Source organism: Rhizobium sp. 01T417, assembly GCF_056398905.1.
On sequence record NZ_JBFTQH010000001.1, the window covers coordinates 92,260 to 108,322 of the forward strand.

A 16,063-nucleotide genomic window follows, 5' to 3' on the forward strand; every position below is an offset into this window, starting at 1 on the left:
GCCGGAGCGGGAATCGCCAAAGATTCAGACGCTTGACGAATTGTAAGCATTCACAGCCACTGCTGTGCCGTTTCCGGAAACTGTGCCGGAACGGCACCGCCGCGCGCCTTTGCCCCCTCGGCCGTGACCGCCTCGAGCGCGCAATCCTAGCGGGCAGCCGCGCTGGCGAGCTTGTGCTGCACGATGTCGGCGCTGCCGCGCACATGCGACACGACGGGCTTGCCGCTGGCATCGGTGACGGCATAGGCGACAATGGTGACGTCTTCCTCGAAGGAGGAAACGTAGATGACCTGCTCGGGGTTGATATAGATCGTGTTGTTGTGGGTGTTCCTGAAGCCGACGAAGGCCATGCAATGTCTCCTTATGCGCTGCCGGGGCAGGTATGCCACCCAGGGGTTGAAGCAAGTTTAACGGGCGGCGCTGCCGAAGAGGATGCCTTGCAGTCCGGTGCGAGATCGTCCGACACGAGCACGCGCCGCCGTACCGCTCCGGCGGTCATCGCCGGAAACGTGTTTTCCAGCTCCACGCGGCGGGCGCTTGGCCGGCCCTGATCCTGTCATTCGCGTCGAGGCCGCCATGGGCGCGATGGCCGGGCGGCAGGGCGTGGCGGACGATCTTGGTCACCGCATAGTGATACTCGGGCGGCTTGTCGATCAGCAGCCGGTAGAGATTGCCGAAATGGCCGGACTGCGCCGCCTCGTAGACGCTGGCGGCGAAATCGAAGAACTCGTCATGCGCCTTCCGCTCGTCCTCGGTCAGCATGGTGTAGCAGAGCGGCAGCCTGTTGTGGGTGAAGACGAGCACGCAGGATCGCGTGCGGCGGCAGTTGCGCACGCCGCAGACCCTCGCTGGCAGGCCGAGCATCTCGGCGGTGCGCAGGCGCAGCCTCAGCGTGCCGTAGTCGCCGATCCGGCGTTCCCATTCGCTCATCGTCGCTTCGTCCGTTTTCCCTGCGGATCCCATCATGTCTGCGCCTCCGTCTCTCCTTCGCCGGTGCGCCGGCGGCGGCGCGCGGCATTGCCTTCACGCGGCTGGTTTCGCCCGTGGTTTGATCCTGGCATCGGTTTGCCGGCCCGTGCGGGCGACAGGGTTCGGACGGGGTGCTCGAAAGAGCCTCATCTGAAAAGTGTAAAATGGCGCTGTCGAGCGCCCCGTTCGGCGGTTTATGCCGTCAACTCCGGTCCCTCTGCCGCCTTGCCCGAGGAAGCTTCACTGCTCCTGGGGGCCATGTGTGCCACACAGGCACGTCCGGGGCTCAACTCGACGCCGCATTCGCGCGATCGCCGCCGTCCCCGGAGGGAGACCATTTTCTGCGGACCCGGTGCATGAGGTTTTGCGTCCGACCCTCACACCCGCGCCGGTCCCGCCTCGCCGCAACGCCTTGCGGTGTATCCGTGACGGGACGAGAGGGATGATGGCATGTGTTGGGAGGGGTGGGGATGAATTTCGAGTAGAATTTCACCTAACGTGTAAAAGGAAAGAAAGTAGGCCCATCAAATCATGCGCATAAATTTGCTCACATGCGCTGATCTCCGCACTTCTCAATGCGGGCCTCTATTGCGGAGGCCCGCTCGTGTGCCGATAGGACCGGCTAACGGACCTTGCTGAACTCGGCTATAATATCATCCACGTTGATCTCGCTCAGCTTACTAAATAGTAATTCTGGAGATATTACATCAATATGATCCGCTCCCAAACGTTGGACCAGCGGAGGCTGGAGTTTTCCGGCTTGTGTCAGGGGGGCGGGCTGGTTGCGCCTCCCGGATTCATCAGTGCGATCGGGACCTTGTTGCCGATCGCACCATGTGGCCGAACCATCACTTCCAGGTCGCCGTGTTCCCGTCATGCATGATCCTTGTGGTTGAAAAAGTCAAACACACCACCAGAGATAAAACCAGGTTTTGCACAGCCTGCATTAGAACTGCTTTGGAGAAATATTACCACGTGAGGACCCCGGATCAGGTCCGGGGTGACGGGTAAGTTGGCGACGAGTGCCGAGCGGATGAGGTGGTGTTGTGGGCACGAGTTCAGGGGCCGTGCAGGAAATGGGCGATGTCCTCCCAGTCGGGGTTCATTGTCTCGATGAGGTCGAGTTTCCATTTGCGCGGCCAGTTCTTGATGGTCTTTTCGCGAGCGATCGCATCGGTGACGAGGTCGTATTCCTAGACGAGCGTCTTGACGCCGTAGCGGCTGGTGAAGCCCGGGGTGAGGTTGGTCTGATGCTCGAAGAGGCGGCGCGGCAGGTTGGATGTCACGCCCGTGTAGAGCGTGCCGTTGCGCTGCGAAGTCAGGATGTAGACGTAGCCCTTCATGAGCGGATGATGCGTGTTCCTGAGATAGAATGCAATCAGCGATGGCCGTCATGCCGGACTTGATCCGGCACCCAGCGGCGCGATGTCCATCGCGCGGAGATTGCTGTTGTTTGCTGATTCATTCACCGCGCGGACGCGCGGTTGCTGGATCTCCGATCAAGTCCGGGATGACGGGGAGTGTGGGTGGTGGCGCGACAGAGGGAATGGTCTGGCCGAGGCGATCACTGCCCAGGCCGCCCCGTCTTGCCCTTCGTGCGCCCCTTGCGCTTCTGGTCCACCGGATCCTCATAACTCCCCACGCCCGCCTTGCCGCGCACAAGCGGCCTGACGTCGTCGCGCTCCGGCTGGCCTTCCAGCAGCGGTGAGAAGCGCTTCGTGCCCTTGGCGGCGTCGGGCTTGTCCGGCAGGTGGCCGGCGACCGGCTTTTCGGTGCGGCCGACGGTCATTTCGTCGAGGCTGTTGCGGCGGAAGAGGCTCTTGCCAGCGGGGTCGGCGACGTCGCGGCCCATATCGTCGAGATCGGGTTTGCGGAAGAGCGGGGTTTCGGTGTCGGTGCCGGGGCCCATGTCGTCGAGGCCGGGCTTGGCGAAGAGCGAGCCGCCGCCTGCGGCCGGCTTGCCGCTCTTCTTGCCGCTGCCTTCCTGCGAGCGGGCTTCCTCGCGTGCCATCGGGTCGTCCATGACCGCGAGTTCGGCGGCCTTGAGGCGCTTGATCTCGTCGCGCAGGCGGGCGGCCTTCTCGAAGTCGAGGTCCGCGGCGGCGTCGCGCATCTGCTTTTCCAGCGCGTTGAGATGGGTCTGCAGGTTGCCGCCGACGAGGTTGCCGCCATCGGCAAAGCCCTTGCCCGAGGCGCCCGATATGTCGGCGCGGACGTGGTCGCGTTCGTAAACCGAGTCGAGGATGTCCGAGATCTTCGCCTTGACGCTCTCCGGCGTGATGCCGTGTTCCTCGTTGTAGGCCACCTGCTTTTCGCGGCGCCGCGCGGTCTCGTCCATGGCGCGCTGCATCGAGCCGGTGATGTTGTCGGCATAGAGGATGACCTTGCCGTCGACGTTACGCGCGGCGCGGCCGATCGTCTGGATCAGCGAGGTCTCGGAGCGCAGGAAGCCTTCCTTGTCGGCATCGAGGATGGCGACGAAGCCGCATTCGGGAATGTCGAGGCCTTCGCGCAGGAGGTTGATGCCGACGAGCACGTCGAAGGCGCCGAGGCGGAGGTCGCGGATGATCTCGATGCGCTCCAGCGTGTCGATGTCACTGTGCATGTAGCGGACGCGGACGCCCTGTTCGTGCAGGTATTCGGTTAGGTCCTCGGCCATGCGCTTGGTCAGCACGGTGCAGAGGGTGCGGTAGCCCTTGGCCGCGGTCTCGCGGATTTCGCCGAGCACGTCGTCGACCTGGCTGCGGGCGGAGCGGACCTCGACGGGAGGGTCGATCAGGCCGGTCGGGCGGATGACCTGCTCGGCGAAGACGCCGCCTGACTGGTCCATCTCCCAGCCGCCGGGGGTGGCCGAGACGGCGATCGTGTCGGGGCGCATGGCGTCCCATTCCTCGAAGCGCAAGGGACGGTTGTCCATGCAGGAGGGCAGGCGGAAGCCGTATTCGGCGAGCGTCGCCTTGCGGCGGAAGTCGCCCCGGTACATTCCGCCGATCTGCGGGATGGTGACGTGGCTTTCGTCGATGAAGACGATGGCGTTGTCGGGGACGTATTCGAACAGCGTCGGCGGCGGGTCGCCGGGGTCACGGCCAGTGAGGTAGCGCGAATAATTCTCGATACCCTGGCAGGAGCCTGTCGCTTCCAGCATTTCGATATCGTAGCGGGTGCGCTGTTCCAGGCGCTGGGCTTCCAAGAGACGGCCGGCCTTCTCGAGTTCGACGAGACGGAGCTTCAGCTCCTCCTTGATCGACTTGATGGCGGCGTTCAGCGTAGGGCGCGGGGTGACGTAGTGCGAGTTGGCGTAGATCTTCACCGATTTCAGGTCGCCGGTCTTGGCGCCGGTCAGCGGGTCGAACTCGGTGATGGCGTCGATCTCGTCGCCGAACATGGAGATGCGCCAGGCCGCATCTTCCAGGTGGGCCGGGAAGATTTCGATGGTGTCGCCGCGGACGCGGAAGGAGCCGCGCTGGAAATCCATGTCGCGGCGCTTGTATTGCTGGGCGACGAGGTCGGCGAGCAGCTGGCGCTGGTCGAGGCGGTCGCCGACGTTCATCTGGAAGGTCATGGCGGTATAGGTTTCGACCGAGCCGATACCGTAGATGCAGGAGACCGAGGCGACGATGATGCAGTCGTCGCGCTCGAGCAGCGAGCGCGTCGCCGAGTGGCGCATGCGGTCGATCTGCTCGTTGATCGAGGATTCCTTCTCGATATAGGTGTCGGAGCGCGGGACGTAGGCTTCCGGCTGGTAGTAGTCGTAGTAGGAGACAAAGTACTCGACCGCGTTGTCGGGGAAGAAGTTCTTGAACTCGGAATAGAGCTGCGCGGCGAGCGTCTTGTTCGGCGCCAGGATCAGGGCCGGGCGCTGGGTTTCCTCGATCACCTTGGCCATGGTGAAGGTCTTGCCGGAGCCGGTGACGCCGAGCAGGACCTGGCTGCGGTCGCCATTGCCGAGGCCCTCGACGAGGTCCTTGATGGCAGTCGGCTGGTCGCCGGCGGGCTGATATTCGCTGTTCATGCGGATCGAGATGCCGCCTTCGGACTTGTCCGGCCGGGCGGGGCGGTGCGGCGTCCAGATCTTGCCGTTCTTGTGCAGCGGGTTGCCGCTCTCGATCAGCGCCGACAAAGCCTCGACAGTGGCGGTGACGGCGGTGCCGGCCTGCAATGAGGCGGCTTCCTCCAGCGTCGTGTCCATGCCCGCCACCGGATTGAGGCCGGCGGCCGCACGGGTCTTCGGATCGGTCGAGCCGCCCATCGACGTGCCGCGCGCCGACTTCGAGGCGGCGATTTCGACCTTCTTGCGGTGCTTTCCGGCCTTCGAGGCGATCTGGCGTTGCGTCTCGACACTTGACGCCTCGGCATCGGCCTCCAGCTGCTTCACCCAGTCGGCAACGGAACCGGACAGGGGAGCGCCCTCGAAGGACGACTGCGGAGCTTCCTCGAAGCCAACAGGGGCGGCGGATTTCTTCGGAGTTTTGGCCATGGGCGGAATATGGCGAGAGTCACCGCGAAAGTGAAGGGGCAAAGAGTACTGATGGGGGAGCGACGCGTGACGTGGCGGGGGTGCCGCGTCCAGGCGGCGTTGAAGACACCCGGTCCTGATCATCGTCGTTACGGCTGCTTGCGGATATCAGGTCGGCGTCATCCGCGTGCCGACTGAAAGAGCTCAACGGAATTTCCGGAGGGATCAATCAGCAGGATCTGCGACCCGCCCGGTCCGGTGACGATCTCGTTGCGGAACTGGACGCCGGCGCCGCGCAGGCGCGCCACTTCCGCCGACAGATCGTCGACGATCAGATGGATGCGGTTCCAACCGCCGGGGCGGGGCAGTTCGCCGTCCGGCATCGGCCGTCCCGCGGAACTGGTCGGTCCGCTGAGCAGCAGCCGCAGCGCTCCACGCCGCACATCCGCGAAGGCGGGAGCGTAATTCGTCAGAACGGAAAAGCCGAGATGCGTCGTGTACCAGGCGATGGCTGCCTCGACATCATCGACCATGTAGCGGACATTGACTGTGGTTTCCGCCATGTCCTCCTCCCGATGTTGGGCGGCCAACGGTGGCGCCGGTCGCCGTCACGCGTAACCGCCAATTGTCTCACCAGGAAAAGTGTCGCGGCCCGGAGAAAAGGGAAGCCCGTCGCGGCAGATGATGTGCGCCTCATTTGCATGCGGGCTGTATAGTGGCTGAAAAGCTTGGGCGCCTGGGACGTCGGGTGCGAACACGCACTCGGTCTCGCTCTTGCGGCTCACCCCTGCCACGGGCACAGGGGTGAGGAGTGTTCGATGCGTAAACGGGAACCGACCGGCTAGGGGAGGCTGCGAAAGAAGGCCAGCGACGGCGTGAAGAAGTATTCGCCGCCCTTCATGGTCACTGCCTGCGGCGGTGCGGTCGTGGTGGTCATCGTCGAGTCGCCCCATTGCGCCGGACAATCGATATCGGGGCTCTGGCCGATCACCAGGTTGAGACCGGGGCTGCCGGCGCCTGCGGGCACCAACAGGGCCCGGCCGCCGGCCGGGTCGGTGAATTTCAGGAACAGGACGGTCAGGAATTCGCGGGTGTGCGCCTTGACGATGTTCGGTTGGAGCTCGTCGAGCATCACCGCTGCGTCTCCTGCCGCGTTCTCCCACGAGAGCGGCTGGGTAAGATCAAAAGGCATGGCTTCTCTCCACAGGGCTTGTCGGCCTAGGATGTCAATGCGCATGACGGTAACTGTTCAGACCGACGATTGATCTACTGTTGTCTTCAATATGTCTGAGGTCCCAGGCTATCGTTCTTTCGCAAGCGGTATCATCGCCGCCAGACAGCTGACGGGCGTTTTGCCGGTATCGATCTATTTATGCTTACTTATCTTGGTTGCGCGATTGCAACCTGTATATGTATTTCACGAATTACCTTTTGTCGCGATAACTATTTATAACTAGAGGCTTGGCGGAAATTTCCGTACCGAAAATTGGGGCGTTCGCTTTGTGGTAAACGCTCCGGTTGTATCCGCGTGCATCAACTGGCGGCGTTTGCTGTTGAGGTGCGGATGGAACGAGAGTGATTGCAGGACGCCTCGTCATCGGCTTCAGGTCACTTCGCCCAGTCGACGACGCCCGACAGGATAGCGCCTTACAGGTTCGATTTTATCTCAGACGGTTGTCGGCACGTCGCATGGGCGATCGTCCTTGGAGTGTAAGAGACGTTTGAAAGCCGGGTGGCGTTTTGAGGCCGTCCGGATTCAAGCGTCTGACGCGGACAGTACTAGGCGACACCTTGTAGATTGGAACGACACCTTGGAGATTGGAAGCATGGCGCTCAAGCGGATGGATAATGTGGGAATCGTCGTCGAAGACCTCGGAGAGACGATTGAATTCTTTCGCGAGCTCGGCCTCGAGCTCGAAGGGCGGGCCACGATCGAGGGAGAATGGGCCGGACGTGTCACTGGACTGGCCCATCAGCGTGTCGAGATTGCCATGATGCGCACACCCGATGGACACAGCCGGCTTGAGCTCTCCCGCTTCCTTGCGCCTGATGTCGTCGCAGATCACCGGAACGCCCCGGTCAACGCCCTAGGCTACCTCCGCGTCATGTTCGCCGTGGACGACATCGACGAGACGCTTGAAAGGCTCCGCAGGCGCGGCGCGCAACTCGTGGGCGAAGTCGTCCGGTACAAAGATATATATCAGCTCTGCTATATCAGGGGGCCTGAAGGGGTTCTCATCGGGCTCGCCCAAGAACTCAGCTGAGCGCAATACGAAGACAAGACTAATGTCAGCGAGCGAGTCCGAGGCGGGCCCAGTGTTCGAGATCCATCCCGCCATGGCCGGCCGCGTTCTCGCCAAGAGCAATTAAGTCGTCAATACCGGCCGGCTCGCTCGAGAAAGCCGCCGTCAGCAGCCTAAATGGCCACAAAGGAGAACAGGCATGAGGAAGATCATCACTGGTGCATTCGTCAGTCTCGACGGCATCATGCAGGCGCCGGGCGGTCCGGACGAGGACCCGATCGGCGACTTCAGGTATGGCGGCTGGGCCGCTCCCTATTTCGACGAGGCGATGGGCGAGACCGTGGGTGAGATGTTCGCCAATCCTTTCGATCTTTTGCTCGGCCGCAAGACCTACGACATCTTCGCCGCGCACTGGCCCTATGTCGCGGCCGACGACCCGATCGGTCCACTTTTCGATCGGGTCACCAAATATGTCGCGACCCGCAACCCGGACTTTGTGGCCAGCTGGCAGAACAGCCAGGTGCTCGGTGCCGATGTGGTCGGCGCGCTCAAGGCGTTGAAAGGCGGCGATGGACCGCACCTGTTGACACAAGGGTCAACCGACTTCCTGCAGACGCTTTTCAAGAACGACCTGGTCGACGAGCTGAATATTTCATTCTTTCCCGTCGTGCTCGGCAAGGGCAAGAAGCTGTTCGGTGACGGCGCCTTTCCGGGCAAACTGAAGCTCGTCAGCTCGCGGGTTTCGGGCTCCGGCGTTACTGCGAACAAGTATGTTCGTGACGGCGACGTCGTCACCGGCTCGTTCGAATTCGAGCAGCCGACTACGGCCGAGCTCGAGCGACGCAAGAACCTGACCTGAGGCAATAGCCGGGTGGTGCGGCATAGGCTGGGCGAGGAGCGGCGGCAATGCATCGCTCTTCGTCTTCCATGCACGCCCTTTTCAAAGGTGAGCATGAAGGTTCAAGGATTCCAAAATGCGGCGTCGCGGCAGAAGTCCCTGAGGTTGGGATGCCGCGGCCGTTTTCCCTGCCAGTATCGCGCGTATTTTTCTGGCTCAATCCCGCGTCGTGTGCCAGATTTCCGGCAGCAAACCGTCGCCGCGGCAGACGTGGCGAATCTTGGGGAAGGGTGGCGCGTGGCGGCAATTCAGGTTCCGGGGCTACTGTCTTTCACGATTGCAATTCTGGTGTTCTTTGTTGGGGCAACTCTGAACCATCTTTTCCCCATTCTGACACGGTGGAGCATTCCGGAGGCGGTGACAGGCGGGATGCTTGCGGCGGTGGTGACGCTCCTCGCATACACGCTGTTCGACATCGAGATCAGCTTCGCGCTTCAGGCACGCGATCTGCTGCTTCTCTATTTCTTCACAGGTATCGGTCTCAACGCCCGGCTCACCGATCTTGCCGCCGGCGGCAGGCCTTTTCTGATCCTTCTGGTCATAACGGTCGCCTTCCTGATCATCCAGAATCTGACGGCCATTGGAACAAGCGCGGCGCTCGGCCTGCCCAGGGGCATCGACATTCTGCTCGGCTCGATTTCGCTCATTGGCGGACACGGCACAACGATCGCTTGGGCTCCAATCGTTTCGAGCCGCTTCGGGGTCACCAACGCCATGGAAGTCGGCATTGCCAGCGCAACGCTTGGCCTTGTCATCGCCAGCCTTATCGGCGGGCCGATCGCACAGCGACTGATCGCCCGATACCACCTGAGCGGAGCGGCGAACGAAGAGTTGACGATCGGGGTGTCGCATAAGTCGGCGCGTGAACATGACGATGAGGTCAGCGCGGTCAGCCTGTTGAGGACATTGTTCGTCACCAACATCGCGATCCTGACAGGATATGCCTTGGAGGAGGTGATCGAGGAGACCGGCTTCAAGCTCCCGCTTTTCGTCGTTTGCCTTCTGGTGGCCATCGTGATGACCAATGTCGTCCCGTTGGCGGCTCCACGCCTGCCATGGCCGACGCGGAGCCGTGCGCTGTCGCTGATATCCGATCTTTCGTTGAACGTGTTTCTCTCGATGTCGCTGATGAGCATGCAGCTCTGGGCCTTGAGCGGCCTAGGGCTCTCGCTCATCCTGGTGCTCGGGGCGCAGACGTGCGTGACCGTCATCTACATCCTTTTCGTCGTGTTCCCGGCGATGGGGCGGAACTACGACGCTGCAGTGATTTCCGCCGGCTTTGGCGGTATCGCGCTAGGCGCCACACCGACGGCTATCGCCAATATGACAGCGGTCACCAAGATTCACGGTGCCTCCAGCATGGCGTTCATCATTCTGCCGCTCGTTTCCGCCTTCTTCATCGACCTGATAAACGCGGCAGTCCTTGGCTATCTTGTCCAATAGGGACTGACGACGCAGCGCTGGTCCTCGGCGTCGTCAGGCATTCCGCGGATCGGGGCCTGCTGCTACACGATGACCGACATCAAGAAGGCGACGAATTCGGATTGCTTTGCGCCTGCTGCGTTCTTCTCCAGACGGGGGAATGTCCTCTCGCAGATCGTGTTGCCCTGGTTGCCGCCGAGGAGCGTTACCGTCGTGCTGGTCCAGGAGACCACGAAGCCGACATGGCCGTTTCCCGTTGCCCAGCTCGCGTCGGAGAAGGGGGCGTAGCGGCGAACCGCGATCGCGCCTGGTTGCGGGGCTTGAAGGACATGAAACTGCTTCTTCTTGTTCCAGAAGAAGGAGCGGGCGCTTGGATGGCCGGTGCCCATGTACCCACTCGTGACAAGGCAGTAGTTGACGAAGGCGGCGCACCAATCGACTTCGTCGCAACCATCAACCTCGAACCATGGGCGCAGACCTTGAAATAGTTCAGGATGCGCGGGTTCTCTCCGGGATCAGGCCATTGGCTGCGTTCATGTGCGGGAAGGGCAGCTTCCCGGCGAGCAATGGCCATCCAGTCCTGCGTGGCCGACGCCGCCGACGACGCCACGCCGATGGCCGCGCCTGCGCCGATCAGCGGCGCAGGCGGTCCGTTCGGCCTGATTGTGCCAGGTTTCCAGCCCTCGACGACCTGGATGAATTTCGCGATCTTGCGGAAGTCGTCCATCTTGAGGTCGGCGAGAACCGCCGTCAGCGCAATGCCGGTCTTGTCACGGATGAACTTGGCGTAGTCTTCGGATTGGTTCTCGTTCGGCGGCGCATAGCGGAAGATTGCCTGCTTGAGGGTGAGCTTGATGTAGGCGGTCGTTCTCAGCAGGGCGATGATCGCCGCCTTCCCGCTCTCCTCGTCGGGAAAGATCGCGAAGCTGCCGTCATCGCCGATGGCGCCGCAATTGATCGAGAAGTCGCCCTTGCGGATATTGCCGGCGTTGCAATTACGCCAGGAGCGCGAGCCGCCTTCGCGGATTTCGTCACGCCCGTTCGTGTCGGTATAAAGGATCGTTTTCGGCGCGATCGCGCGGGCGTGGACGAAGGGTCCATGCGCGCCTGCTGGCGCCGGGGCAGGGCTATCCATGTTGGCAATGTGCTCGGCATAGTCTCGCTGAGCTGGGCTCCGTCCGATGCGGAAGGCAAGGGCTCGTAGGTAACGGTATAGCTGCCATCGGCATTGGCGATCGAACCGACCTTCATTTTCGCCGTCGCGAGCGCCGCAAGCAGGCCAGCCAAACTGGATTTGTTGATATCTGTGATCGTGTCCATGGCGCGTCCCCTCCGGCAGACGTCTGGTGATGCCATCCGGACCGGCGATGCGCGGCAGTGCCTTGCGTTGCAGCGTATCGGACTGTCAATCTGCGGATGCCTTCCCTATTAGGCGCACAGCTTTGGAGGAATTGACACCAATCAACATCAATCATGGATTGTACTTTTGAGGCTGGCTGACGGGCATCGATTTCAGTTACCGGGCGTGCATGAGGCGACAAGATGGGGTAACCCCTTGCGGAGCAGAAAATTGGCGATACATGCTGCCGCCACCTTTAACTCCAGGAATCGACCATGCCTTTTGCCCTTAGCCCAACCGCCATCTGGCCGGTTGTCATGCTTTTCGCCTCAAATATCTTCATGACCTTCGCCTGGTACGGGCATCTCAAGCACAAAGGCGCGGCGCTCTATATCGCCATTGTCGTCAGCTGGGCGATCGCCTTCTTCGAATACTGCCTTGCCGTGCCTGCCAACCGTATCGGTTCGGCCGTCTATACGACGGCACAGCTGAAGACGATGCAGGAGGTGATCACGCTTATCGTCTTTTCCGGCTTCTCCGTCTTCTGGCTCGGCGAGAACCTGACGTGGAACCACGCCATTGGCTTCGCCCTGATCGCGATCGGCGCATCGTTCATCTTCCGCGCCTGAGGTCTGACTGGTGGCTTGCTGCACGCCAGGGGCCTAACGCTCCACGAACGCGCGGAGGCGCTCGAGCGCGTCGTCCCATTGCCGGGAGACGCTGTCGAGATACGCGCGCATCTCGCCGATCCGATCGGGTTGGAAGGCGTAATGGCTTTCCCGCCCGACCTTGGTGGAGCGGACGAGGCCGACCTGTTCCAGCACATGCAGGTGTTTCGTTATCGCCTGGCGGGTAAGCTCGGTGCCGGCGGAGAGGCCGGCGATCGAGCGCTCGCACCCGTCGCTGAGGGTTGTCAGCAGCGACAGGCGCGTCGGGTCTCCCAAGGCGGCAAACAGGGGGGCCGCATTGTCGCGGCGGAATTCAATGTTAGCGATCGAGGTATTCCTTGATGTTTTTCATTTGCTCGGCCCAGCCGCCGTCGTTCATCCGGAAGGCTTCCTCGCGGCGATGCGGCGGGACCTTGTCGAAACCTGACTCCGTCACCGTCAGGCGCGACCCTGACGGCGTCGGCTCCAGGCGGAATTCGACGAGGGTCGGCGGTTCGCCGGAATAGTCGACATCGGGATCGATAGCGTAGGGATGCCAGGTGAAAGAGAAGAGCTCGGGCTTCTCCATGCGTTTGACGGTCGCCTGCCAGCGGATGTGCTCGTAGCCGGGATAGGTTATGTGGCCGGTCGAATTCTCTCCCGGCACGAAGGGTCCGTCCAGCTGGACGCGGAACCATTCGCCGAACTCGCGGTGATCGGTGATGGCCTTCCAGACGCGTTCGACGGGCGCGTTCAGTTCGATGATCTTCTCGATGCGATCAGACATATCAGCAACCTCCTGGTTGCCTTTTTTAATCTCATATCCGCGACCAATTGGCAACCAAAAAGTTGCACATCATAATCCGAGGACATCGTAGATGCGGAAAATGAAGCTGATCTGATAGACGAGATTGAGCCAGACAAAAGCAGTGTGGAAGCGGCGGCTTCCGGTCCAGGCGGCAATACAGCAGAGTACGATGTAGACGACGTTGCGCGCCGGAAACTCCCAGCCGAGCGACTGGATGTGATCGGCTCCCTTGATCGCCGTATCGACGATGTCGACAGCATAGGTGATGGCGAGCGTGCCGAAAAACCACTTGCGGCGGGAGTAGAAATATTCCTCGTAGCCGCCGTACTCATCCAGCGAAGCGGGGAAGAGCAGGGCACACAACATGAAGAACAGCCCGCAGAAACAGATGAGAAACAAATAGACGCCGAAATGGAGCACCGTTACGGCCTGCAGCCGGTACTCCCACCACCAGATGTGGATGATGAAGAGGAACATGGAGGCCGCCCAGCCGAGATGCACGGCATAGGGCTTCGCCTTTCCGGGGTGTTGGATAATGCCGGCGATCCCGGTCAGCAGCCGCGCAAGGCTAAGCGAGATCACCATCCCCATCACGACCTTGATGTGGAGAAAGACCTCCGGCGAGGCGACCGTTTCCATGCCTACTCCGCGGGAACCGGCGTCGGCTGGCCGCTTTCGTCGAGGGCGACCATGATGAAGGTCGCGGCCGTCACCTTTTCCATGTTGTTGTATCGTGCGCGGGTCGCCCAGGCCTCGACCGACAGTGTGATCGACGTGCGGCCGACGCGTTCGATTGTCGTGAAGACTGACAGCGTATCGCCGATCTTCACCGGTAGGGCGAAGGCCATTTCCTTGACGGCAGCGGTGACGACGCGGCCCTTGGCGCGTTCGGATGCGGTGATGCCCGAGGCAAGGTCCATCTGTGCCATGACCCAGCCACCAAAAATGTCGCCGGCTGGATTGGCGTCGGCCGGCATGGCCACTGTGCGAAGGGTCAGCGCGCCATTCGGCTTGGCGTCGGTCATGAAAGGCTCCTGTTCAGTGATACGGGGACAACGATTCCGAGGGACCCTAGCGCAGATGCCTTTAAAGCGAAACGCGGCCTGGTCCGGTGGCGATGCGTACAACGCCGCAGACTGCTACCATAGTTCTATAAGATCTTACCTAGCGTGTTTGTATGGGCGGAAGCTTGTTGAAATAAATCAATGCTTTGTCGCGAGAAGTGAGTCCCTGGCGAAATCTCTCGCCTTACGGCAGTTCAATAAAATCCAATTCAAATTCACCATCCGGTAAGACCCGCATAGCAGTATTCGACCATTATTAAATTCTGAACTGCCGGGGCTCAATGCGTAACGTCAAGATTTCTACCCGCCTTTATTCTCTCGTGGCACTGGCACTGGCTATTCTGGTGCTCGCGATCACCTTCTTCCTCAACTATTCGCACGCGAAGCTGGAGAGCGAGCGCAAGCACGGTCTTGCGCAAATGGATGCCACGGCCATCGCCATCTTCCAGAAATACTACAAGCTGGAACAATCCGGCGCGATGACGCGGGAGCAGGCGCAGGGTGCAGCGAAGGAAGTGATTTCGGCCATGCGCTACGGCGACAACGGCTACTTCTGGATCAACGACATGCATCCGACGATGATCATGCATCCGATCAAGCCGGAGCTGAACGGAACGGACCTGTCGCAGAACAAGGATCCGACTGGCAAGTTCATCTTCGTCGAGTTCGCCAACACCGTGAAGAGGAGCGGTGAGGGCTTCGTCGACTACTACTGGCCGAAGCCGGGTGCAGCGGATCCTGTGCTGAAATATTCTCACGTGGTCGGTTTCGAGCCCTGGGGCTGGGTGGTCGGTACCGGCGTCTATGCTGACGATCTTGCGGCGCTCTATCGCCAGAATGCGATCTGGGCCGCCGGCGCCTGCCTCGTCGGCGCGATCGTGATTATCGCCGTGGCCTTCGGGATTGTGCGCAGCGTCACGGCGCCGATCGCCCGGCTGAAGGGTGCGATGAACGCCATTGCCGATGAAGCCGGCGCCGTCGATATTGTCGACCACGATAGGCGCGACGAGATCGGCGCCATGGCGAAGTCTCTCCTTGTGCTGCGGGATTCCGTCCGCGAGCGGGCCCTGATGCGGGATCGCGAGAGCCAGCACCAGTTGCAGATCGAGGAGGAGCGTCGCGGCAACGAGGCCAACTGGCGCTCGGCAGCGGATCGCCAGACCTTCGCGATCCAGTCGCTCGGCGCGGGACTTGAGAAACTGGCTGCGGGCGACCTGACCGTGTCGATCGGCGATCTCGGCCAGGATTATGCCAAGCTGCGCTCCGACTTCAATTCCGCTGTGGACGCACTGAACGGCGTGATCCGGGCGATCGCGGAGTCGACCAGCGTCGTCAACGACAGCGCCGGCGACATCAGCGAGGCGACCAACAATCTGTCGAAGCGTACCGAGCAGCAGGCGGCTGCGCTGGAAGAAACGGCGGCAGCTCTCGACGAGATCACTGCGACGGTGCGGACCGCTTCCGAACGTGCAGCAGAAGCCCGCGAGATGGTGGCGGAAACCAAGACCAGCGCCGGCAAGTCTGGCGATATCGTCCGCAACGCAGTCACCGCGATGAACCGGATCGAGGATTCGTCGAACCGCATCGGCCAGATTATCGGCGTCATCGATGAGATTGCCTTCCAGACAAACCTCCTCGCACTCAATGCCGGAGTGGAGGCAGCGCGCGCGGGCGAGGCGGGACGCGGGTTCGCCGTGGTCGCACAGGAAGTGCGCGAATTGGCACAGCGCTCCGCCAATGCAGCGAAGGAGATCAAAGTGCTGATCAGCACCTCGGCAAGCGAGGTAAACAACGGCGTGACGCTCGTGCGTTCGACTGGGGATGCGTTGCTCGAAATCGAGGAACTGGTCAACCGCGTGAACAATCACGTCATTTCAATCGCGACTGCGGCTCGCGAGCAGGCCACGGGGCTCAACGAGATCAACACTTCGGTCAATCACATGGACCAGATGACGCAGCAGAATGCCGCGATGGTCGAGGAAACCACGGCTGCAAGCCAGACGCTGGCCGACGAAAGCCGGCAGTTGAGCACGTTGCTTGCCAATTTCAGACTACGGGCTGCCGGCGGAACCAGCGCCGGACGCATGTCGTACGCGGCCTGAACGGTAAATCCCTAAGGAGGAAGAGGGCTCCCGGACGGTGTTCGGGAGCCCTCTTGTCTGCGTCTACTCCCTCGTGCGTCCCTTGAATTTGCGCTTTCAGATAGTAAAGTGCATG

The 16,063-nt window shown here is 61.5% G+C and carries 16 protein-coding genes and 1 pseudogene; 6 read left to right on the forward strand and 11 right to left on the reverse strand.

Annotated features, from left to right (window positions below; genetic code table 11):
• Window positions 1–146: 146 nt before the first annotated feature.
• The 6 genes and pseudogenes from AC1DPR_RS00450 to AC1DPR_RS00475 form a co-directional block, all read right to left on the reverse strand.
• Window positions 147–350, reverse strand: coding sequence for a hypothetical protein (locus AC1DPR_RS00450; protein WP_018116365.1), 204 nt, complete (start codon window positions 348–350; stop codon window positions 147–149).
• 145 nt (window positions 351–495) lie between these two features.
• Window positions 496–966 carry a hypothetical protein gene (locus AC1DPR_RS00455; protein WP_026371460.1) on the reverse strand — a complete coding sequence of 157 codons (471 nt, stop codon included), beginning with the start codon at window positions 964–966 and terminating at the stop codon, window positions 496–498.
• Window positions 967–2,027: 1,061 nt separating this feature from the next.
• Window positions 2,028–2,312: pseudogene (locus AC1DPR_RS00460) on the reverse strand (GIY-YIG nuclease family protein).
• Between the two features lie 221 nt (window positions 2,313–2,533).
• A complete protein-coding gene (gene uvrB, locus AC1DPR_RS00465) occupies window positions 2,534–5,446 on the reverse strand; it encodes an excinuclease ABC subunit UvrB (RefSeq protein WP_169680188.1) in 2,913 nt (970 codons plus the stop codon).
• A 158-nt stretch (window positions 5,447–5,604) separates the two neighbouring features.
• Window positions 5,605–5,988 carry a VOC family protein gene (locus tag AC1DPR_RS00470; RefSeq protein ID WP_477815586.1) on the reverse strand — a complete coding sequence of 128 codons (384 nt, stop codon included), beginning with the start codon at window positions 5,986–5,988 and terminating at the stop codon, window positions 5,605–5,607.
• Window positions 5,989–6,266: 278 nt separating this feature from the next.
• A complete protein-coding gene (locus AC1DPR_RS00475; protein ID WP_477815587.1) occupies window positions 6,267–6,617 on the reverse strand; it encodes a hypothetical protein in 351 nt (116 codons plus the stop codon).
• A 634-nt stretch (window positions 6,618–7,251) separates the two neighbouring features.
• Between AC1DPR_RS00475 and AC1DPR_RS00480 the strand changes: the two genes are divergently transcribed.
• The 3 genes from AC1DPR_RS00480 to gltS all read left to right on the forward strand — a co-directional run bounded on the left by AC1DPR_RS00480 (window position 7,252) and on the right by gltS (window position 10,009).
• Complete coding sequence (locus AC1DPR_RS00480) at window positions 7,252–7,689, forward strand: VOC family protein (protein ID WP_169680190.1); 438 nt, start codon at window positions 7,252–7,254, stop codon at window positions 7,687–7,689.
• A 178-nt stretch (window positions 7,690–7,867) separates the two neighbouring features.
• A complete protein-coding gene (locus AC1DPR_RS00485) occupies window positions 7,868–8,527 on the forward strand; it encodes a dihydrofolate reductase family protein (RefSeq protein ID WP_477815588.1) in 660 nt (219 codons plus the stop codon).
• A gap of 276 nt (window positions 8,528–8,803) precedes the next feature.
• Entirely contained in the window at window positions 8,804–10,009 is a 1,206-nt protein-coding gene (gltS, locus tag AC1DPR_RS00490) for a sodium/glutamate symporter (RefSeq protein ID WP_477815589.1), read from the forward strand.
• A gap of 62 nt (window positions 10,010–10,071) precedes the next feature.
• Here the strand turns inward: gltS and AC1DPR_RS00495 are convergent, their stop codons facing one another.
• A complete protein-coding gene (locus AC1DPR_RS00495; protein WP_477815590.1) occupies window positions 10,072–10,377 on the reverse strand; it encodes a C40 family peptidase in 306 nt (101 codons plus the stop codon).
• A 134-nt stretch (window positions 10,378–10,511) separates the two neighbouring features.
• Here AC1DPR_RS00495 and AC1DPR_RS00500 point away from each other — a divergent pair, with 134 nt between their 5' ends.
• A complete protein-coding gene (locus AC1DPR_RS00500; RefSeq protein WP_477815591.1) occupies window positions 10,512–11,192 on the forward strand; it encodes a hypothetical protein in 681 nt (226 codons plus the stop codon).
• A 410-nt stretch (window positions 11,193–11,602) separates the two neighbouring features.
• Entirely contained in the window at window positions 11,603–11,956 is a 354-nt protein-coding gene (locus AC1DPR_RS00505) for a DMT family protein (RefSeq protein ID WP_018116323.1), read from the forward strand.
• A gap of 33 nt (window positions 11,957–11,989) precedes the next feature.
• Here AC1DPR_RS00505 and AC1DPR_RS00510 read toward each other — a convergent pair whose 3' ends face one another.
• The 4 genes from AC1DPR_RS00510 to AC1DPR_RS00525 form a co-directional block, all read right to left on the reverse strand.
• Window positions 11,990–12,313 (reverse strand): ArsR/SmtB family transcription factor, encoded by a 324-nt coding sequence (locus AC1DPR_RS00510; protein WP_169680301.1) that lies wholly within the window; start codon window positions 12,311–12,313, stop codon window positions 11,990–11,992.
• 1 nt (window position 12,314) lies between these two features.
• Entirely contained in the window at window positions 12,315–12,761 is a 447-nt protein-coding gene (locus tag AC1DPR_RS00515; RefSeq protein ID WP_018116196.1) for an SRPBCC family protein, read from the reverse strand.
• Between the two features lie 69 nt (window positions 12,762–12,830).
• On the reverse strand, window positions 12,831–13,421 hold the full coding sequence (locus tag AC1DPR_RS00520) for a hypothetical protein (protein ID WP_477815592.1): 591 nt from the start codon (window positions 13,419–13,421) through the stop codon (window positions 12,831–12,833).
• 2 nt (window positions 13,422–13,423) lie between these two features.
• On the reverse strand, window positions 13,424–13,807 hold the full coding sequence (locus AC1DPR_RS00525) for an acyl-CoA thioesterase (protein ID WP_018854766.1): 384 nt from the start codon (window positions 13,805–13,807) through the stop codon (window positions 13,424–13,426).
• Between the two features lie 320 nt (window positions 13,808–14,127).
• Between AC1DPR_RS00525 and AC1DPR_RS00530 the strand changes: the two genes are divergently transcribed.
• Window positions 14,128–15,948 (forward strand): methyl-accepting chemotaxis protein, encoded by a 1,821-nt coding sequence (locus tag AC1DPR_RS00530; RefSeq protein ID WP_018854767.1) that lies wholly within the window; start codon window positions 14,128–14,130, stop codon window positions 15,946–15,948.
• Window positions 15,949–16,063 lie beyond the last annotated feature (115 nt).